17 protein-coding genes are annotated in these 19,592 nt (G+C 32.9%); 8 read left to right on the forward strand and 9 right to left on the reverse strand.

The window, feature by feature from the left end; all coding sequences use genetic code 11:
• Position 1: 1 nt before the first annotated feature.
• Both ACLGLP_RS01230 and acs read right to left on the reverse strand, forming a co-directional pair.
• Positions 2-1,060 carry a DRTGG domain-containing protein gene (locus ACLGLP_RS01230; RefSeq protein WP_492113125.1) on the reverse strand — a complete coding sequence of 353 codons (1,059 nt, stop codon included), beginning with the start codon at positions 1,058-1,060 and terminating at the stop codon, positions 2-4.
• A gap of 19 nt (positions 1,061-1,079) precedes the next feature.
• Positions 1,080-3,179: an acetate--CoA ligase alpha subunit gene (gene acs, locus ACLGLP_RS01235; protein ID WP_492113126.1), complete on the reverse strand. Its 2,100-nt coding sequence runs from the start codon at positions 3,177-3,179 to the stop codon at positions 1,080-1,082.
• A 92-nt stretch (positions 3,180-3,271) separates the two neighbouring features.
• On the opposite strand from acs, the gene ACLGLP_RS01240 reads away from it, so the two are divergent.
• The 3 genes from ACLGLP_RS01240 to ACLGLP_RS01250 are packed head-to-tail and all read left to right on the forward strand — an operon-like array spanning position 3,272 to position 6,636.
• A complete protein-coding gene (locus ACLGLP_RS01240; RefSeq protein ID WP_492113127.1) occupies positions 3,272-3,928 on the forward strand; it encodes a hypothetical protein in 657 nt (218 codons plus the stop codon).
• Positions 3,929-3,932: 4 nt separating this feature from the next.
• The gene (hisA, locus tag ACLGLP_RS01245; RefSeq protein ID WP_492113128.1) at positions 3,933-4,661 is read left to right on the forward strand and encodes a 1-(5-phosphoribosyl)-5-[(5-phosphoribosylamino)methylideneamino]imidazole-4-carboxamide isomerase; all 729 of its coding nucleotides are present in this window, start codon (positions 3,933-3,935) and stop codon (positions 4,659-4,661) included.
• Positions 4,651-6,636 (forward strand): ribonuclease catalytic domain-containing protein, encoded by a 1,986-nt coding sequence (locus ACLGLP_RS01250; RefSeq protein ID WP_492113129.1) that lies wholly within the window; start codon positions 4,651-4,653, stop codon positions 6,634-6,636. The genes hisA and ACLGLP_RS01250 overlap by 11 nt, the downstream gene beginning before the upstream one ends.
• Here the strand turns inward: ACLGLP_RS01250 and ACLGLP_RS01255 are convergent.
• Positions 6,596-7,564 (reverse strand): diguanylate cyclase, encoded by a 969-nt coding sequence (locus ACLGLP_RS01255; RefSeq protein ID WP_492113130.1) that lies wholly within the window; start codon positions 7,562-7,564, stop codon positions 6,596-6,598. The genes ACLGLP_RS01250 and ACLGLP_RS01255 overlap by 41 nt on opposite strands.
• Positions 7,551-8,762: an inositol monophosphatase family protein gene (locus tag ACLGLP_RS01260; RefSeq protein WP_492113131.1), complete on the reverse strand. Its 1,212-nt coding sequence runs from the start codon at positions 8,760-8,762 to the stop codon at positions 7,551-7,553. Before ACLGLP_RS01260 ends, ACLGLP_RS01255 begins: the two co-directional genes overlap by 14 nt.
• A gap of 103 nt (positions 8,763-8,865) precedes the next feature.
• Here ACLGLP_RS01260 and ACLGLP_RS01265 point away from each other — a divergent pair, with 103 nt between their 5' ends.
• Genes ACLGLP_RS01265 through proC form a run of 4 tightly spaced genes read left to right on the forward strand, consistent with a single transcriptional unit; the run spans position 8,866 to position 11,715 of the window.
• The gene (locus tag ACLGLP_RS01265) at positions 8,866-9,264 is read left to right on the forward strand and encodes a CBS domain-containing protein (protein WP_492113132.1); all 399 of its coding nucleotides are present in this window, start codon (positions 8,866-8,868) and stop codon (positions 9,262-9,264) included.
• Positions 9,265-9,278: 14 nt separating this feature from the next.
• On the forward strand, positions 9,279-9,911 hold the full coding sequence (locus ACLGLP_RS01270; protein WP_492113133.1) for a TIGR00153 family protein: 633 nt from the start codon (positions 9,279-9,281) through the stop codon (positions 9,909-9,911).
• Positions 9,912-9,921: 10 nt separating this feature from the next.
• Positions 9,922-10,860, forward strand: a complete 939-nt coding sequence (locus ACLGLP_RS01275; protein WP_492113134.1) for an inorganic phosphate transporter — start codon at positions 9,922-9,924, stop codon at positions 10,858-10,860.
• Positions 10,861-10,893: 33 nt separating this feature from the next.
• A complete protein-coding gene (proC, locus tag ACLGLP_RS01280; RefSeq protein ID WP_492113135.1) occupies positions 10,894-11,715 on the forward strand; it encodes a pyrroline-5-carboxylate reductase in 822 nt (273 codons plus the stop codon).
• On the opposite strand, the gene ACLGLP_RS01285 is transcribed toward proC, so the two are convergent.
• From ACLGLP_RS01285 to metK, 5 genes are read right to left on the reverse strand one after another with little or no spacing between them, the layout of a single operon-like run.
• Positions 11,679-12,773: a serine hydrolase domain-containing protein gene (locus ACLGLP_RS01285; protein WP_492113136.1), complete on the reverse strand. Its 1,095-nt coding sequence runs from the start codon at positions 12,771-12,773 to the stop codon at positions 11,679-11,681. The genes proC and ACLGLP_RS01285 overlap by 37 nt on opposite strands.
• Positions 12,760-13,416, reverse strand: coding sequence for a riboflavin synthase (locus tag ACLGLP_RS01290; RefSeq protein WP_492113137.1), 657 nt, complete (start codon positions 13,414-13,416; stop codon positions 12,760-12,762). The genes ACLGLP_RS01285 and ACLGLP_RS01290 overlap by 14 nt, the downstream gene beginning before the upstream one ends.
• Positions 13,417-13,460: 44 nt before the next feature.
• Positions 13,461-14,399, reverse strand: coding sequence for a DUF1722 domain-containing protein (locus ACLGLP_RS01295; protein WP_492113138.1), 939 nt, complete (start codon positions 14,397-14,399; stop codon positions 13,461-13,463).
• An 8-nt stretch (positions 14,400-14,407) separates the two neighbouring features.
• Complete coding sequence (gene ahcY / locus ACLGLP_RS01300) at positions 14,408-15,664, reverse strand: adenosylhomocysteinase (RefSeq protein WP_492113139.1); 1,257 nt, start codon at positions 15,662-15,664, stop codon at positions 14,408-14,410.
• Between the two features lie 9 nt (positions 15,665-15,673).
• A complete protein-coding gene (gene metK / locus ACLGLP_RS01305; protein ID WP_492113140.1) occupies positions 15,674-16,837 on the reverse strand; it encodes a methionine adenosyltransferase in 1,164 nt (387 codons plus the stop codon).
• A 147-nt stretch (positions 16,838-16,984) separates the two neighbouring features.
• Here metK and alaS point away from each other — a divergent pair, with 147 nt between their 5' ends.
• Positions 16,985-19,591, forward strand: coding sequence for an alanine--tRNA ligase (gene alaS, locus ACLGLP_RS01310; RefSeq protein WP_492113141.1), 2,607 nt, complete (start codon positions 16,985-16,987; stop codon positions 19,589-19,591).
• Position 19,592 lies beyond the last annotated feature (1 nt).

The raw sequence follows: 19,592 nt of genomic DNA on the forward strand, positions 1-19,592 counted from the left end.
TTTATATGTTTAAAACTTTTAAAAACCCGTCTAAATCAAATTCTCTTTCTATTATTTCTTTTGCCTTAAGAGCTTTGTCCCTTTCTTTTAGTATGGCTTTCCCCATTATATTTTGGATTCTATCAACGGCAGAGTAAGTATCAAGAGAAGTAACAATAACGGGAATTCCTTTGCTTTTTGCTATGTTTATTATGTTTTCGTCTGCGTAAAGACCACCTGTTAGAATTAAACACTTGGTTGAGGTTTCCATTGCTAAAATCTGGATATCAGTTCTATGAACTCCTGTAATAACTGCCTTATTTGAAACTTTCAAAAAATAGGAAAGGGCTTGTCCGGGATCCATAGCACCAACCAAATAATTTTCTACAAACTCATCAAGTTTATCTTCTCCACAGACAATTCCGCCGTTAACAATTTCTAACAATCTTCTAACTGTAACGGATTCCAAAAACTTATCTTTTTTCAATATTCCAAAAATTTTTACTCCTTTATTTGTTAAATAGGGAGCAACAGTTTCTTTTAAATATAAGTATTGTTCAGGAGGAACCTTATTTAATACTGCACCTAAAAAGTTTTCTTTAATTAAATCTTTCATACCGAAAATGTCGTCAATTGAGGTTTCTCCTTCCCAAGTTTGAATAACAAGAGTTTTTGCATTTACTTTTTTAATTAGACTTATAGAGTCAATTCCTAAGCTATAACCTTCAAAGTAGGTATCTCCTCCAATTATAAAAAGTATATCCTTATCCTTCTGGCTATTAATCACTTCTAAGATCTTTTTTTCTGCATCTAAGGGTTCTCCTTCAAAAAGTTTATACTGAACCTGATAGGTAAAAACAAATGGTGAAGAATATTCTACAGGCTCTTGAGATTCCAGCATGTGATGAATAAAAGAGGCTTCTTCATCTACGATCTTATCATCCCTTTTATAAGGAAATTTTCCTATGGTTTTCATGTAAGAAACTTTGTACCCCCTTTCTTTCAAGTTTAGAGCTAAACCAAGAGCTATCAAGTTTTTTCCAGTAAAAGGTTTATTGGAAGCAAAAAACACAGGTAACATTTTATTTTCCTCCTTTTAATTATAATACTCCTAATATTATTCTTGCATCAAGTGCAACTCCACCTTTTTGCTTAACCACATAGGGATTAATATCAATTTCTTTAATTAAAGGAAAATCCATAACAAGCTGAGATAGTCTCAAAATTTTATCAACAATACTTTCTTTATCATAAGGGGGTTCTCCCCTCACTCCTTCTAATATTTTACTCCCTTTTATTTCCTCTATCATCTCACGGGCTTCTTCAATACTAACAGGCACAATTCTAAAAGCAACATCCTTTAAAACTTCTACATAGATACCGCCAAGACCAAACATAATCATGTGTCCAAAGGTGGTATCATAGGAAACCCCTAAGATTACCTCCTTTCCTCCTGTTACCATTTCATAGACCATAACTCCCTTTATGTAAGCATTAGGCATAAATCTTTTAACATTTATAGTAATATCTATAAATGCATTATAAACCTCTTGCCCATTTCTGAGATTGAGTTTAACTCCTCCTACATCGGTTTTATGCAAAATATTTGGAGATGAAACCTTTAAAACTACAGGATACCCTATTTTTTCTGCTATTTCTACTGCTTCCTCTGGAGTTCTTGCTAATCCACTCTTTGGAAAATCAAATCCGTAAAGAGAAAGAATTTCTGTAGCAACCTCTTCCCCTACAGAAGTTACCCCTGCTTTTTCTAAAACGCTTAAAATAAATCCAACTCGCTCTTTATTTTCTTGTGAAATTTCTATTTTCGGAACCTCAGGTTCTTTTTTTCTCTTTATTATGCTATACTCAATGAGTTTTTTATAAGAAGCAATAGCGATAGAGGGATCTGAATAGCAGGGAATTTGCTGAGATTTGAGAAATTTAGAAGCTTCTTTTACCTTTTTTCCACCTATAAAACAGGTAAATACAGGCTTTTCCGAAACTTTACTTATATTAACAACTTCTTTTGCTACATTTTCTACATCTGTAACAGCTTGAGGCGTAAGAATGACGCATATTCCCTCAACAAAAGGATCTTTTATAGCTTGTTCTAAAACTATTTTATATCTTTCAGAAGTAGCATCTCCTATAATATCTACAGGATTATAGAGTGAGGCAGTAGGAGGAAGTTTATCAACAATTGCTTCAATTGATTCCTTACTCATTGGATCAAGTTTTATTCCAAATTTTTCAGCAGTATCTGCAGCTATTATCCCGGGTCCACCTGCATTAGTGATTACGAGAAGTCTGTTTCCTGTAGGCAACTTTTTAAGTTTAAATATTTCTGCAGTTTCAAAGAGTTCTTGTATTGTATTTACCCTTATAATACCTGCTTTTTTAAAGGCTTCTGTAAAAGCTCTATCAAATCCTGCCAAAGCTCCTGTATGAGACGAAGCTGCTCTTGCTCCTGCCTCAGTTGTTCCAGCTTTTATAATAATAACTGGTTTTATTTTAGAAACCTTTGATGCAACTTCAAGAAATCTTCTCCCATCTTTTATGTCTTCAATATAGCCTAAAATTACATCAGTTTCTGGATCACTTCCGAAGTATTCCAGAAAATCTGTTTCGTTGAGATCAGCTTTATTCCCAAGACTTACAAATTTTCCAAAACCAAAGTCGTTTTCTATAGCCCAATCTATTAAAGCAACTCCTAAAGCTCCTGATTGAGAAAAAAAAGAAACCCTTCCTGGTGGAGGGAGATCGCTTGCAAATGTGGCATTCATGTTATTAAAGGTATTGATTACTCCTAAACAATTTGGCCCAACCATCCTTAATTTTGCTTCTTTAACAAGCCTTACAACTTCTTCCTCAAGTTTAATTCCTTCTTCTCCGATTTCTCTAAATCCTGCTGTTATTACGATAAGACCTTTTACTCCGTGTTCAGCACAATCTTTCACTACTGAAGGAACACCTTTTGCGGGAATTACAATTATGGCTAAATCTACTTTTTCAGGGATTTCTTTTACTGAAGAGTAACATTTTATGCCAAGGATTTCCTTTCTTTTTGGGTTTACAGGAAAGACCTTTCCTTTAAATCCCTTTTCTACGAGATTTTTAAAAACAACATGTCCTATTTTCTTTTCATCTTCTGAAGCTCCAATTACTGCTATCGAAGAAGGCTTAAAAATAAAATCAAGCATATTAAAAGATAATTTTAAATAAAAATCTTAATTTTTCAAATTTTTAATTAAATGCTATAATAGTATTTTAAATCTTAAAAGAGGGGTATTACATGAATCGTTTCTCAAAACTTGCCGTTATTTTAATAGGCTTTCTCCTAATTTTAGATAGTTGTACTCAACCTAAGAGAACCCATTTGCCTTACGGAGTTGGTAAAAACATAAATTCTATCCTTGTTTTACCTTTTGAGGTATGTTCTGAGAATGGCAGAAATTTCTTTTATTGTCCTGTTAAAGAAGTTATTTCAGGTTATGTTGAGCCTTCTGCAAGAGAAACCATGAATAATCTATTAAAGAAAATTTTATCAAATTATTCTTCCTATTATAATTTTGTATTTCTTTCTCAAAATGAGTTTGAGAATCTCATTTCCCAAATTCTTGAAGAAACGAACGATCCAGTAGAAATCGTGAAAGAACTCAGTAAAAAAACTAATACCCAAGCGGTTTTATATGGTAGAATTTATAGATTTAGAGAAAGAAAGGGCAGTTCCTTTTCTGTTGTTGAACCAGCAAGTGTTGCTTTTGCTATCGTTTTATACGATGGCAATAAGGGAGGAATTCTCTGGATGGAAGAATTTGATGAAACACAAAAACCGCTCAGTGAAAATGTTTTTAATATTAAACTGTATGGTAAACTTAAATGGCTTACAGCTGAGGAGCTTGCAGAAAGAGGATTGATGAAGATATTTAGCACCTTTCCTGTTAAATAGAAAGATGCTTATTATACCAGCTATAGATTTGAGAAATAACAAGGTAGTAAGATTATTTCAAGGGAATTATGATCAAACAAAGGTGTACGGAGAAAATCCTAAGGAGTATGCTATTTTCTTTGAAAAAAAAGGAGCTAAAAGGCTTCACATTGTTGATCTCGACGGAGCAAAAGAAGGAAGGGCAGTTCATAAAGAAGTTATAATTGAGATTGCAAAAAGTATAAATATACCCATTCAAGTAGGAGGTGGTATAAGGGATGAGAAAACTATAAATTTTTACTTACAAAATGGGGTGTCTCAGGTGATTCTTGGGACAAAAGCTTTAGAATCCTTTGAATGGCTAAGAGATATAACAGAAAAGTATCCCTACAGAATAATAGTTAGTGTAGATGTTAAGGGAGAAAAGGTGGCAGTTTTAGGATGGTTAAGGGTTTCAGAAATAAATTATTTAGAATTTCTGAAAGAACTTAATAACCTCAAACTTTTTGCTGTAATTCTTACGCTAATAGAAAGGGATGGCACCCAAAGTGGTATTGAGCTTGAAAGATTAGAAAAAGCATTAGAGGTTACTTCTCACCCCTTAATAGTGGCAGGGGGGATTTCAACTATAGAGGATGTTAAAAAATTAAAATCTTTTGAAAAAAAGGGTCTTCTTGGTGCAATTACAGGAAGAGCCCTTTATGAAGGAACTTTGGACCTTGAAGAAGCTTTAAAAATCGCTGATGAACCTTGAATTTCTCAAAAATAGATTTGCAGAAATATTTTATAAAGAAAAAATTACTACAGTCTACATAAAGGATGTTAAAGAAAAAAGACTTCATCTTGTTTTACCTTCAGGAAAAGAAGAACTTATAAATTATTCAGCCCTTGTTTATTTTGAAGAAAAAACTCAGTCTTTAAATGATCTAAATCAAATAATAACTCTTTTAAAGGAAAAAAATGAAAAAAGGGAAACCCTTAAGGAAACTTTCGATTTAAAAGAAATTTGGGAAATCCTTGTGGAAGAAATAGAAACTATTTCAGCAAAAGAAGCGGTAGAATTACTTCTTGGAAAAGCACCCTCGGAAGATGAAGTAGCAGGTTTTTTGAGAAAGGCTCTGGAAGAAAAGACTTATTTCAAATTAAAAGAACCAAATTTTTTACAGATTGTTTCTAAGGAAGAAGTAGATAAAATTTTAAATCAAAGAAAAAAAGAACTTGAAAAGCTTAAAAAAATAAGTGAAGGGGAAGAATTTTTAAAAGCCTTGACTTCAAAAAACATAGAAAACTTTCCTGAAGAGGTCAAAAATTTCTGGCTTTCTGCATTAAAGGAATTTGTTCTTTGGGGAGATAAAACACCCTCAGGAAAATTAGCCTATGAGGTGCTTAAAAGACTAAATATAACTCCCTGGTATAAAATTTTTAAATTACTTGTTGAGGTTGGGATGTTTAAAGAAGATGAAAATTTAGAATTATTAAGATTAAATTATCCTGTCCACTTTTCTGAAAAAGAATTGAAAGAGGCTGAAATAATAGCTAACGCTGAAATTCCAGAAGAAAAAAGAATAAATTATACGCATCTTTATACCTTTACAGTTGACGCAGAAGAAACCCAGGATTTTGATGATGCTCTAAGTTTTGAAGAAAAAGAAGATAAATACATTCTTTACATTCACATAGCAGAAGTTGCTGAGTTTTTAAAACCAGGTTTAGCTCTCTGGGAAGGAGCTTTAGAAAGGGCTTGCACCCTTTATCTCCCGGATACTATTTATCCAATGTTACCTTTTTCGCTTTCTCACGAAAAATTTAGTCTAAAAAAGGGAGAGCTAAAGCCTTCTTTAACTTTTAAAATTACTTTGGATAAGTCTTACAACCTTCTTTCTTTTGAGCCTCAACTTTCTTTTATAAAAGTTAAAGAAAGATTTACCTATGAAAAAGTAGACGAACTCTTATCTACAAATCTTTTTTGGCAAAAGCTATATGAAATTTTGATGCACTTTAAGAAAAAGAGAGAGGAAAAAGGGGTTTTTGCAGTTTTTTTACCGGAGATTCAAGTTAAAGTAGGGGCAGATGGAGAAATAAGTGTCAAAAAGATAGAAATGACCCCTGCAAGGCTTCTTATTGCTGAAGCAATGATTCTTACAAATAAACTTTCTGCAGAATTTTTGTATAAAAATCAGATCCCAGCTATTTATCGGTCTCAGCCAAAACCATTAGAAATTATAGAAAATAGGGAAGAAAGCTTGTATTTAAAGCTTTTACAACTAAAATATCTGTCAAAATCAGAGCTTTCTCTTCAGCCTGCATACCATTCAGGTTTAGGTTTAGATTTTTATACTACCTTAACTTCTCCTATAAGAAGATTTTTAGATCTTTTAATGCAATACCAGCTTAAAACTTATTTATTAAGAAAGGAGCCCCTTTCGCAGGAAACACTTCTTAAAATACTTCCAGAGTTAAACGAAAATTTGCAAAGAGCAACGCAGATACAAAATAAAAGAACAAAATACTTTTTATTGAAGTATTTTCAGGTTTATTTAAAAGACGAACCTTTAAGAGGGCTTGTGCTTGATGTGCAAAATAAAAAAGCAAAGGTGTATTTGATAGATTATAACATTACGGGAGATATCTCAGGGTTCAGAGGTAACTTAAATCCTGGGGAGGAGATTATAGTTAAAATTGAAAAAGTTAATCCCCATCTTGAAATTCTGCGCTTAAAACCTGCTTAAAACTCTCTTCGTCAATTACCCATGCATTTTTTTTAACTTTTTTTGCCTCATACATTGCTTTGTCTGCCCTTTTTATAAGATCTGATACCGACTCTTCCAAGGTTTTTCTCTCAATTAATTGGGAAATCCCTATGGATAAAGTAACGGAGCTAAAATTTCTTTCTTCCCAGTTTTTACAAATTCTTTCAGCTATTAAGGCTGCATTTTTCCAGGAGGTATAAGGAGAAATAATAATAAATTCATCTCCTCCATATCTACAGACTTTATCTACTTTATCTCGGACATTTTTCCACAAAAATTTTCCAAAGATCTGAAGAAGCTTATCTCCTTCTTGGTGCCCAAAGGTATCGTTGTACCATTTAAAATTGTCAATATCTATCATCATTAAACTCAAAGGATACCTTTGCCTTAAAGCTTTGTAGATTTCTTCTCTTATTATTTCTTCAAAATATCTTCTATTGTAAACTCTTGTTAAGGGATCTTCTACTATGAATTTCTGCAGTTTTATGTCTAAATAATGTTCTTTCATTAGTTTAGAAAATCGTGCTTTAAATTCATTTAAAGTAAAAGGCTTTAATATGATTTCGTCAACCCCTTTTTCAAAATACTTTCCCAAGTCTATTTCTTTGAAATAATCAAGAATGATAAATATTTTGATATTAGGATTTATTTCTTTTATTTTTTCTATAAAAGATGAAAGTTCCTTTTCTTCTTCAGAAAAGGAGAGAATTACTATTTGATAAAGGGGGTCTTTTAAAATTGTATTAATTAAATTTTCAAATTTTATAACGAAATCAATTTCTAAGCCAGTTTTTTTAAAAAATTCATCTAAAAGGATTTTTGTTTTTTCATCTTTTTCAAAAATGATTATTTTTAATTTTTCACCGGTTTCTTTTTCAATTAGTTCAAGCCAGTTAGTATAATCCATTTTCTTTTCTTTTAAGGTAGTCTTTTAAAATTTTAGCATGATCAAAGGCAAGCTCATCCCATGGTATTTCTTCTATTTTAAAAAGTTTGGCAAGTTTGGCATCGTCTTTTGGTTTAAGTTCCCCTTTACCTTTTGCTACAAATACAGTGGTTATTGTATGGAAGCGGGGATCTCTTTTGGGATCTGAGTAGCATCCAAGAAGATAAAGAATCTCTATATCTAAATTGGTTTCCTCTTTTGCTTCTCTTATGGCAGCCTCCTCTAAGGTTTCTCCGTAATCTACAAATCCTCCAGGAATTGCCCAACCATAAGGTGGATTTTTTCTATAAATTAATACAATTTTGTCTTCTACCTCTATGATTATGTCAACAGTTGGGAAAGGATTTCTGTAAGGTTTAAAAAAGTCGGGATGATATTTAGAGGTAATTTCTATCATTTGAGAATGGATTTTGCCATTTGAAGCAACTACAGTGTTTAAAAAGGGATTATAGGGATTGCCAAAGTAATCGGTGACTTCTCCCCCTGCTTCTTTTACAAGAAGGGTTCCAGCTGCTGTGTCCCAAGGTTTTAAGTATGGTTCCCAGAAGCCTTCGTATCTGCCACAGGCTACATAAGCAAGATCAAGAGCTGCAGATCCAAATCTTCTAACTCCTTGACACTTTGTCATGAACTCTTTAAAAAGAGGAATGAAAAGATCTGGATTTTCTAAAATTTTGGAAACAGGAAATCCCGTGCAAAGAAGAGAATCTATAAGTTTTCCTGTATTTGAAACTTTTATAGGTTTACCGTTCAAATAGGCTCCCTTCTGCTTTAAAGCATAAAAAAGTTCTTCTGTAATTGGATTATAAACTATTCCGATAACTGGTTCTTTTCCTTTCATTAAAGCTACTGAAACGGCAAACCAAGGAAGTTTATGGGCAAAGTTAGTGGTTCCATCTAAAGGATCAACAAGCCAATAATACTCATAACTATGTATTTTATTTTCTGAAAAACTTTCCTCTGCAATAATGGGTAAATTCGGGGTTATTTTGTTTAGCCCATCTTTGAGAAGTTCTTCAGCCTTTATATCTGCTGAGGTTACAAGGTCTATAGTTCCTTTGTGATAAATAGTATAATAAGATAAATACGCATTTTTTAAAAAGGCTCCTGCAATTTTTATTAGTCTTTTTAATTCCTCAAAAATTTTTTCCAAATCCATAAGCAAAAAAGATAAATTAAAAATTAAAAAATTACAACCATTTCCTTCCGCATACGATATAGTATAATGATTTTTATAAAACTTTTGAGATTTGGAGGGGGAGATGGGAAAAAAGGTTTACGAAATTATGAATACCAAGTTAGAAACTATTTCTGCTGACGCAACAGTTTATGAAGCTATAGAGAAACTAATTGACAAAAGAATCCGTTCTTTACTTGTCTTACCAAAAGACGAAAAAGATGAACCGGGGGTTGTTACCGTAAGAAATATAATTTTTAAAGTGCTTGCTAAAAATATTGATCCCCACAAGGTGAAAATAAGTGAAATATGTTCTAAACCATTAATTACAGTGCCAAAGGATACACCAGTTGAAGAGATTCTTAATATTATGGAAAAAAATAACATAGCAAGGATTTTCGTAAAAGAGGAAAACAAAATAATAGGAGTTGTCTCCTTTTTTGATATTATGAATTACATCTTAATAGAACGAGCAAAGAAATAAAAGGAGAAAATACCATGTTAGAAAAATTTTTTGGAGGAGGAAAGTTAGAAAAAAAAGTATTAGAAGATATTAAAAAATATCTACAAACTTTACAATCAGCTATAAAGTGTTTTAAAAATGTTCTTGTTACAGAAAATGTTGAAGGAACTTATTGCGTTGACGATATTGAAAGAGAGGCAGATTCTCTAAGAAGGGAAATAATTGCTACAATATATGAGGGAGCTTTTTTACCCTACATAAGACCTAATCTTTGTAATTTTATTGAAATAACAGAAAAGGCTTTTGATGCACTACAAACTTGTTCTTTTTTATATAGATATCTTAATAAAAACCTTTTTGAAGAAATCAAGGATGAGATTTTAAGAATAGCAAATATAAATCTTGAAATGGCAGAGATTTTGATAAAAGCCTTTGAATCATTAGTAGAGAAAAACAATCTCAGAGAAAAGAATCTTGCAATTAGAATTTACGAAAAGAAAGTTGACGAAATAAAACTTGATATTGCTGAAAAAATAAGAAAGTGTGAAATTGCTAATTTCTGGGATGGGAAAAATATTTCAGATTTTGTTGAGGCTTTAGTGAAAATTAGTGACATCATTGAAGATGCAAGTGATTATCTATACATTATTGATCTAAGTCTCAAATAAGTTCTGAGACATGATAGACCCTGTTATCATACCAGCTTTTCTTATAGCCTTTGCCATAGGCTCAAATGATGCCTCTAATGCTTTAAGTATTTCTATCGGAGCTGGAGTTATCAAACTTAAAAAGGCAGTTTATTTATTTGGGATGCTTGTTTTTGCAGGAATTTTATTAAATGGAAGCAAGGTCATGGAAACAGTTGGGAAAAGTCTTGTAAAAACTGAGCCTCAATCTTTAACTATAGCTCTTTTTATTGCTGCTATTCTAATTATCATTTCTAACTGGAAAAAACTCCCTTTATCTACTCATCAAGTGATTATAGGGAGTTTATTAGGTTGTGCAGTGGCTACAAAAACTTCTGTCAATCTCTTTTCTTTTTTTACAATTTTTTTATCTTGGATTATTTCCCCTTTTGTAGCAACTTTCATATCCTTTTTTCTTTATAAACTCTTTGAAAAAATAATTTTTCATGTTTCTTTTTTTAAAGTTGAAGCTTTACTAAGGTATTTTTTACTTATAAGCGCTTCTTTAGTATCTTACAATACCGGAGCTAACGAGCTTGCTACAGTTATTGGTCCTGTTATCTATTCAGGAATTTCCATAAATTACATGTTTCTTTTTTTTATATCTTCACTTCTTGTTTTTTTAGGAGTTTTTTTCCTTTCTTATAGAGTTATAGAAACTGTTGGTAAAGGGATAGTTCCCCTTGACCCTCTTTCAGGTTTTGTTGCTCAGGCAGGAGCAGGGATTTGCATTTTTATTTTTACTTTACTTGGAATGCCTATTTCCACTACTTACTGTATGATAGGTGCAATAAGTGGGGTGGGAATGACGAAAGGACTTGCAACCGTTAAGATTGAACTTTTAAAAAAAATTGCTATAAACTGGCTAATAACCCTCTTTTTCTCATTTTTTCTTTCTTTTGTATTTACTAAATTGTTTTTGCAAACATAATATAATTAAAAAATAAACTATAAGGGGGCATCTATGGAAAAGTTAAAAACAATAGGGATTATTGGTGGAGGTCAGATGGCAGAGGCACTTATAAAAGGTTTTTTAGAAAAAAACATATTTTCTTCTGATAAAATTTTAGTTTCAGAACCTGTGGCGGAGAGGAGAAACTATCTGGAAAAGACTTATGGAGTAAAAACTACAGAAAACAATAAAAAGGTTGTAGAAGAAAGAACTCTCATTTTACTTGCAGTAAAACCTCAGGTTATGAAAAAAGTGCTTGAAGAAATAAAAGAATTTATAGAGACAAATAAACACCTCATACTTACTATAGCAGCTGGTCTTCCAGTAGCTTTTTACGAAAAAATACTTCCTCAAAAAACAAGACTTATAAGAATTATGCCCAACACCTGTGCCCTTGTTCATAAAAGCATTAGTGCCCTCTGTAAAGGCTCATTTGCAACTGATGAAGACTTAAAGACTGCAGAAGAAATCTTTTCAGCCATTGGAGAAACTGTGATAGTTGATGAGACTTTAATGGATGCGGTAACTGCTCTTTCTGGAAGTGGTCCAGCTTATGTGGCTCTTTTTATAGAAGCTTTAATTGATGCCGGGGTAAGAGTTGGTCTTCCGAGAAATGTTTCTGAAAAATTAGTTTTGCAAACAGTTCTCGGGACAGTAGAGCTTATGAGCAAAGCCCAAAAGAGCCCCTATGAAATAAAGGCTATGGTTAGCTCTCCTGGAGGAACAACTATATCAGCTTTGCATGAGTTTTACGAAAAAGGCTTTTCAGGAATAGTGATCTCTGCAGTTTACAAAGCTTATTTGAGAAGTAAAGAGCTGAGCACGGTTTTGTGAAAAACTGGTCTGAATTCTTTTATTTTGAAATTGTTTCTATCAGGGTGAACCCTGTTGGTAAGAAGAACCACTATAAGCTCTCTTTCTAAATCCATAAAAAAGGAACATCCTGTAAAACCAAGATGTCCTACCGTTTTTTCAGAAAAAACTCCTCCAGTTGCTGAATAGCCATTTTTACTTTGCAACATAAAACCAAGAGAAAAATCAAAATCTTTTTCTCTAAAATCAAAAAAAGTTTTTACTATCTCAGAAAAAACCCTTCTCTCACTTTCTTTATAAGCCCTTAACAGAAATTCAAGCATATCTAACACTCCATAAATATTTCCAAAAAGACCCGCAACTCCTGAGACACCGTTAAGAGCCCTTGTATTTTCATCTTCTACAACCCCTCTTAAAATTTTTTTACTTAAAGGGCAGATAGAAGTTGGAACAATATCTTCCTGATCAATTCCCTTTTTAAGAGGATTAAAAGTCAAAAGAGATCTTTTGCTAAAAGAAACAATACTTTTTGCCTCTTCAAAAAGCGTTTCAAAATCTTTTTTATAAACTTTTTCTAAAAGGTAAGTAAGAAGGAAAAAGCCTAAATCTGAGTAAAGACATTTACTACCCGGCTCATATTCCATGGGTAGTTTTTCTATTTTTTTTATTATGAAATTTAGCTTATCTGAAACTTTTTCTTTTATGAGATCTTCGTAAAAAGGATACCAGGCTTTAAGACCAGCGGTATGATTTAAAAATCTATAAATAGGAATTTTTGCTAAATCTTTTTTTAATTCTAAATAATTGCCTATTAGCGCTGAAAGATCAATTTTAGGGTCTTTTGAAAGAAGATACATAAGAGTAAAGGTAAGAGCTAAAGGTTTTGTTAATGAGGCAAGGTCGAAAATATCTGAGTCTTCTAAAGGTTCTAAAAATGGGCAGATAGCCTTATATCCAGCTTTAATGATATATCTATTTCCATTAAAAGAAATTCCTGCTACAGCTCCCGGAAAAACACCTGTTTTTACTGCATTTTTGAGAAGCTCAGATAAAGAAGTAACAATTTTATGAGAAGCCATGTTCTTTGAGAAATTCAAGGGTAATCCCTTTTTTTGATCTTTCAAGACTTTCTATGTAGGGAGAAAGCCATTTATAAACCATTTTCGCAATCATGTCTATTTCTATATTTACCAGGTCTCCGGGTTTTTTGAGACAAAGAGTGGTAACCTTTAAGGTATGTGGAATTAACATAAGTTCTAAAATATTTTCCTCAAAGTCATTTATAGTAAGGCTAACTCCATCAATAGCGATGGATCCCTTTTTAACTAAATAAGGACTTAATTCTTTCGGTATCTCCATTTTAACTTTCCAAAAATCTTCAATAGGGGTTATGGAAAGAATTTTACCTATACCATCTACATGTCCTGAAACAAGATGTCCCCCCAGTCTTTCTCCTACTTTTAACGCTCTTTCTAAATTAACGAAATCTCCAGAATTTTTATATTTAAAAGTTGTTTTAGCCAGAGTTTCTGGAGAAATCTGAGTTATAAAAGAAGATCCTCTTATTTCTGTAATGGTTAAACATACTCCATCAACTGCAATGCTATCTCCAACATTAGTATCTTTTAAAGAAAATGAGGCTGAAATTTCTGCAAGTAATCCCCCTCTGAAGGGTTTTAAAGAAACAATTCTACCAATTCCTTCAACAAGCCCAGTAAACATTACTTTAATTATACCAATTACTTTAATTATACCAAAAATTGAGACTAATAAAATAACTCTTTAAGCTCACAAGGATAAGGCTCAAGATAGAACTCTAAAACATTTTCCTGCCCTTGTTTTTGAAGTAAGGATTTTAATTTTAAGAGAACTTCAATCAAAGGAATTTTTCCTTTTTCGTATTTTTCAAGAAGGGATAAAATCTGGTTTTTTTCTTCGTCTTTAAAATTTTTTAAAAAGTTTTCTAAAATGTGCCAGATAGTTTTAACCTGTTTTTCTCTGCTATAAGGTTTGACAAGTATTTTTTTAAAAAAACTATCGTAGGTTTTTAAAAGGATTTTAAAACTTTTTTCTTTGGAAAACAAGACATTTTCTATATTGTAAAGACTTTCTGAATCGTAACTCATAAGTAAATAATGGGCTTTTTTATGAAAAGAGAGTATATCCTCCTTAGTTTTTGCTTTTTCTTTTAGGTCTCTTAGTCTTCTTAAGGTAAAAATTCTTATTAAAAAGTTTTCAAGTTCATCTTTATTTTTTAAAATTTCTTCATCAACAACCGGCAAAAAAGAAAAAGCTTTTAAAACCTTTTTAGCGAATATTCCTTGAGATTTTCCACACAAAGTTTTTCCTTCAATGTCTTTATAGGTTTTTGTATTATATGAAACACCGCAAGAAGGGGATTTGCTTTTTAAGAAAAATCCTTCTACTTCTGGAAGATTTTTTATAAAACTTTCAGAAAAGGCTTTTAAGCTTTCGGTATAGTCCTTTCCTGTAAAGAGTTCAACAGCTTTTATTTTGCGATTGTCTTTATAAAGTATGATTTTTTCTCTTGGCACAGAAAGACCAATTCCTACTTCTGGACAAACTGAAATTACTTCACAAAAGTTGCGAAGCTTTAAAGCTACAGGATTTTCTATAAGGTTTCCATCGTATCTTGTTCTTTCTAAGTTTAGGCAGGCACTGAAAACGATGCGGGGTTTGAGCATTAAAAAAATTAAGTGCCTTCTTCCCAGGAGTTGAGGTATTTTTCCTGTTCAGGAGTTAAAGTGTCAATTTTAATTCCCATAGTTTTTAATTTAAGCCTTGCAACTTCTTTATCAATTTCTTCTGGAACAGAATAGACTTTTTTCTCAAGCTTTTCCTTATTTTTAACTATGTATTCTACACATAAAGCTTGATTAGCAAAGCTCATATCCATAACCCCTGAAGGATGACCTTCAGCAGAAGAAAGATTTACAAGTCTTCCTTTAGAAAGAACATAAATTCTTTTTCCATTAATGAGTTTATATTCCTCAACTTCTTTTCTTATTTGTCTAATTTCTGTAGTTATGCTTTTTAAACCTTCAAGGTCTATTTCCACATCAAAGTGCCCTGAATTAGCAACAATTGCTCCATCTTTCATTTTTAGAAAGTGTTCCTTTCTTATAACTCCCTTATTTCCCGTAACTGTGCAGAAAAAGTCTCCCAGTTCTGCTGCTTCATCCATTGGCATAACAAGATATCCTTCCATGACTGCTTCTAAGGCTTTAAGGGGATCAACTTCTGTAATTATTACTTTTGCACCCATTCCTCTTGCTCTCATAGCAAGTCCTTTACCACACCAGCCAAATCCAGCTATTACAAAATAAGAACCAGCAAGAAGTCTGTTTGTAGCTCTTAAAATTCCATCAATTGTTGATTGCCCTGTTCCGTAACGATTGTCAAAAAGATGTTTAGTGAGTGCATCGTTTACTGCTATAATAGGATATTTTAAAACACCGTCTCTTGCCATAGCTCTTAATCTTATAACTCCAGTAGTTGTTTCTTCAGTTCCTCCCCATACTTTATCAAGTTTTTCAGGTCTTTCTCTGTGGAGTGTAGTTACAAGGTCTGCTCCGTCATCAATAGTTATGTGAGGTTCTCTATCAAGAACAGCCTTTATGTGAGAATAATAGGTTTCTCTATCTTCTCCTCTAATAGCAAAAACAGGAATTTCAAAATATTTCACCAAGGCTGCTGCGACTTCATCTTTAGTGGAAAGTGGATTTGATGCACATAAATAAACTTCAGCTCCACCTTCTTTTAAAGTTCTTGCAAGGTTTGCTGTTTCAGTTGTAATATGAAGACATCCTCCTATTCTGACACCTTTTAAAGGCTTTTCTTCTTTAAATCTTTCTCTAATAAGCCTCAAAACAGGCATATCCATTTCAGCCCACTCTATGAGTTTTAATCCTTCGTCTGCAAGGGTTATATCCTTAATGTGAAAGTCCATTTAAGCCCCCTATTTATCAAAGTGAGCAAGTTCCTTTATTTTCTCAACCATATCAAGTCTTTCCCAGGTAAATTCTGGTTCGTTTCTTCCAAAATGTCCGTAGCAGGCAGTTTTCTTATAAATAGGTCTTCTTAGATTTAAGTATTCTATCATGTGTTTGGGTTTGAAGCAGAAAAGTTTGTTAATTATGTCTAATATTTTTTCAACAGGAATGGTTTCTGTCCCGTAGGTATTAACATTTATAGCTAAAGGCTCTGGAATTCCGATAGCATAAGCTACCTGCACCTCAAGTTCTCTTGCTACCCCGGCAGCAACAAGATTTTTAGCTACATATCTTGCATAATAAGAAGGTGTTCTGTCAACCTTTGTAGGATCTTTTCCTGAAAAAGCTCCTCCTCCATGATGTCCTCTTCCACCGTATGTATCAACTATAATTTTTCTTCCTGTCATTCCACAGTCTGCAAGGGGTCCTCCTATAACGAATCTTCCTGTGGTATTAACAAGAATTCTTGTTTGAGGAGTTAAGTGTTCAGGAGCAATAACTTTTTTTATTACTTCTTCAATAATTGCTTCTCTTAATTCTTTTTGAGTAACTGTGGGATCGTGTTGAGCAGCAATAACTATGGTATGGACATCAACAGGGCGTCTGTCTTCATACCTGATAGTAACTTGAGTCTTGCCATCAGGTCTTAAAAAAGGCAAAATTCCCTTTTTTCTTACTTCTGCAAGTCTCATTGCAAGCTTATGGGCATACCAAATAGGCATAGGCATATAATCAGGTGTTTCATCACAGGCATAACCAAACATAAGTCCCTGATCCCCTGCTCCAATTTCTCCGTCCCTCTCTATTCCTATAGCAATATCAGGACTTTGTCTGTCAATACTTATAAGCACTGCACAAGTCTGATAGTCAAACCCAAGGTCTGAATGATTGTATCCTATTTCTTTAACCACCCCTCTGGCAACAGTTGCATAATCAATTCGTGCTTCGGTGGTTATTTCTCCAGCAATAAGAATCATTCCTGTATTAACTAATGTTTCACAAGCAACCCTTGCATAGGGATCTTTTTCCAAGATGGCATCTAAAATAGCATCTGAAATCTGGTCTGCTACTTTATCAGGATGTCCTTCAGTAACAGATTCAGAAGTAAAAAGAAAGTTTTTTGTAAGCATTTTTATCCCTCCGCTTTTAATTTTGAAAAAATTCAATTCAAAATTTACTATACAATTTAAATAAAACAAGAACGATTTTTTTTCACTTCGTAGTAGTAAAATTTAGGAGTTTGCTAAAATTTTAAAATCTCTTAAAATAAATAAAATATGAAAGGGCGAGAAATAAGAGAATTGTTTATCAATTATTTTAAAAATTTGGGACACGAGGTTGTTCCAAGTTCATCCCTTATTCCATATGATGACCCCACACTACTTTTTACGAATGCTGGGATGGTTCAATTTAAAAAAGTATTTTTGGGAGAAGAAAAAAGACCTTACACAAGAGCTGTAAGCTGTCAAAAATGTGTTCGCGCAGGTGGAAAGCATAACGACCTTGAAAATGTAGGATACACCGCAAGACATCATACTTTTTTTGAAATGCTCGGGAATTTTTCTTTTGGAGATTACTTCAAAGAAGAAGCTATAGCCTATGCTTGGGAATTCATTACAAAGGTTTTAAATTTACCCAAAGAGCGTCTTTTTATAACTGTTTATGAAAAGGATGAAGAAGCTGAAAAACTCTGGAAAAAAATAGCTGGTTTTTCTGAGGAAAGAATTGTAAAACTTGGAGAAAAGGACAATTTCTGGGCAATGGGAGATACTGGTCCGTGTGGTCCTTGTTCAGAAATAATCTATGATCAGGGAGAAGAATTTGGCTGTAAAAAGCCAGACTGTGCTCCTGGCTGTGATTGTGATAGATTCTTAGAAATATGGAATCTCGTTTTTATGCAGTATGAGAGAGATGAAAAAGGAAATCTCAAACCCCTGCCTAAGGGATGTATAGATACTGGAATGGGACTTGAGAGAATTACTGCAGTAATTCAGGGAGTTCCCTCTAACTATGAAACTGATCTCTTTTCCGGAATTATAGAGAAAATTTCAGAAATTACCGGAAGATTTTTTAAGGAAAATAAGGAAACTGAAATTGCTTTTAGAGTTATAGCAGATCACCTAAGGGCAAGTGCTTTTATTCTTGCAGAAGGGATAATGCCCTCAAATGAGGGAAGAGGATATGTGCTGAGAAGGATAATAAGAAGAGCTGAAAGATTTGGAAAATTGTTAGGATTAAAATCCGCCTTTCTTTATAAACTTGTTGACCCCTTAATTCAAGAATTTGGAGATGTCTATCCAGAGCTCGTTAAAAACGAAGAAATAATTAAAAAGGTTTTAAAATTAGAAGAAGAAAGATTTCTTGAAACTTTAGAGCTTGGAATTGAAATTCTTGAAAAAGAAATAGAAAAACTTCAAAAAGAAAATAAAAAGGTCATTCCAGGTGAGGTATTATTTAAACTTTATGACACTTATGGTTTTCCTTATGATCTAGTAAGGGATCATGTTTTACCTTTAGGTTTCACTTTGGATTTGGAAAATTTTGAAAAATTGAGAGAAAAAGCAAGAGAAGAAAGCAGAAAAACTTGGAAAGGTGCTCTGGAAAAGGTGCCAGAATTTGTTAAAGAGATGATAAAAAGAGATGTTCAAACCTTATTTGTTGGATATGAAACCCTTGAAACCAAAGCTAAAGTTTTAGAAATAGCTAAAGAAAAAGATTTCTATTACCTTATTACTAATTTAACTCCCTTTTACCCAGAAGGAGGGGGTCAGGTTTACGATACAGGACTTGTTATTGGTTCAAAAGGAAAGGCAAAGGTTTTAGAAATTTATAAAGTTGGAGAAATTATATATCATAAAATTAAAATGCTTGAAGGAAAAATTGAAAAAGATGAAGAGGTTTTAATGATAGTTGATAAAGATAGAAGAGCTCATATACAGAGGCATCACACAGCTACTCATCTTCTTCATGCAGCTTTAAGAAAGGTTCTTGGATTGCATGTAAGACAATCAGGGTCCTTAGTTGAAGAGGATAGGCTTCGTTTTGATTTTACTCATTTTCAAGCTGTAACTCGCGATGAACTTAAAAAAGTTGAAGAATTGATAAATAGTTGGGTTCTGGAAAATTACGAAGTAGAAACCCTGTGGATGAAAAAGGAAGAAGCAGAAAAAATGGGAGCTATAGCAATTTTTGAAGAAAAATACGGAGAAATTGTAAGAGTAGTTAAGATTGATGAAATTTCCATGGAGCTTTGCGGAGGAACTCATGTTAAAAGGACAGGAGATATAGGACTGGTAAAAATCCTTTCTGAAAGCAGTGTAGCTGGTGGAATTAGAAGAATCACTGCAATAGCTGGGCTAAAGGCTTATAATTGGGTAAGAAATTTAGAAGAAAGAATGGAAAAGATTGCAGAAACCTTAAAAACAACCCCCAAAGATATAGAAAAGAAAATTAAACACCTTTATGAAGAAATTGAAAGACTTGAAAGAGAAGTTAAGAAACTGAAAAGTACAGACATGAAAAAAGTTTTAGAGGAAAAACTCAAAGAAGTAGAGGAGATCAACGGAGTTAAACTTCTTGTTGCAGCTTTTAAGTCTGAAGATATGGCGGAATTGAGAGAAATAGGCGATTATTTTAAAAATAGACTTGGTTCAGGAATAATTTTTCTAATAGGAGAAAGAGAAAGCGAAACACCTTTGGCAGTTTGTATGGTAACTAAGGATTTATTAGGAAGATATTCTGCTAACAAAATTTTTCAAAAATTAAGCGAATCCTTTGGTTTAAAGGGAGGAGGTAAACCAGAACTTTCTCAGGGTAGTTTTAAAGAAAAAGTTAGCATAGATAAAATAAAAACCTTGTTACGACAAGAAATAGCAGGCTCCTAAA

The sequence above is a fragment of the Caldimicrobium sp. SLHALR3 genome (genome assembly GCF_058692735.1).

Bases quoted from the DNA above. Each gene is read 5' to 3' on its own strand.
- proC (WP_492113135.1), top strand. From the start codon at position 10,894: ATGGAAAAGTTAAAAACAATAGGGATTATTGGTGGAGGTCAGATGGCA.
- ACLGLP_RS01270 (WP_492113133.1), top strand. From the start codon at position 9,279: ATGTTAGAAAAATTTTTTGGAGGAGGAAAGTTAGAAAAAAAAGTATTA.
- hisA (WP_492113128.1), top strand. From the start codon at position 3,933: ATGCTTATTATACCAGCTATAGATTTGAGAAATAACAAGGTAGTAAGA.
- alaS (WP_492113141.1), top strand. From the start codon at position 16,985: ATGAAAGGGCGAGAAATAAGAGAATTGTTTATCAATTATTTTAAAAAT.
- metK (WP_492113140.1), bottom strand. From the start codon at position 16,837: ATGCTTACAAAAAACTTTCTTTTTACTTCTGAATCTGTTACTGAAGGA.
- ACLGLP_RS01295 (WP_492113138.1), bottom strand. From the start codon at position 14,399: ATGCTCAAACCCCGCATCGTTTTCAGTGCCTGCCTAAACTTAGAAAGA.
- ACLGLP_RS01230 (WP_492113125.1), bottom strand. From the start codon at position 1,060: ATGTTACCTGTGTTTTTTGCTTCCAATAAACCTTTTACTGGAAAAAAC.
- ACLGLP_RS01285 (WP_492113136.1), bottom strand. From the start codon at position 12,773: ATGGCTTCTCATAAAATTGTTACTTCTTTATCTGAGCTTCTCAAAAAT.
- ahcY (WP_492113139.1), bottom strand. From the start codon at position 15,664: ATGGACTTTCACATTAAGGATATAACCCTTGCAGACGAAGGATTAAAA.
- ACLGLP_RS01290 (WP_492113137.1), bottom strand. From the start codon at position 13,416: ATGTTTACTGGGCTTGTTGAAGGAATTGGTAGAATTGTTTCTTTAAAA.
- ACLGLP_RS01265 (WP_492113132.1), top strand. From the start codon at position 8,866: ATGGGAAAAAAGGTTTACGAAATTATGAATACCAAGTTAGAAACTATT.
- acs (WP_492113126.1), bottom strand. From the start codon at position 3,179: ATGCTTGATTTTATTTTTAAGCCTTCTTCGATAGCAGTAATTGGAGCT.
- ACLGLP_RS01240 (WP_492113127.1), top strand. From the start codon at position 3,272: ATGAATCGTTTCTCAAAACTTGCCGTTATTTTAATAGGCTTTCTCCTA.
- ACLGLP_RS01255 (WP_492113130.1), bottom strand. From the start codon at position 7,564: ATGGATTATACTAACTGGCTTGAACTAATTGAAAAAGAAACCGGTGAA.
- ACLGLP_RS01250 (WP_492113129.1), top strand. From the start codon at position 4,651: ATGAACCTTGAATTTCTCAAAAATAGATTTGCAGAAATATTTTATAAA.
- ACLGLP_RS01260 (WP_492113131.1), bottom strand. From the start codon at position 8,762: ATGGATTTGGAAAAAATTTTTGAGGAATTAAAAAGACTAATAAAAATT.
- ACLGLP_RS01275 (WP_492113134.1), top strand. From the start codon at position 9,922: ATGATAGACCCTGTTATCATACCAGCTTTTCTTATAGCCTTTGCCATA.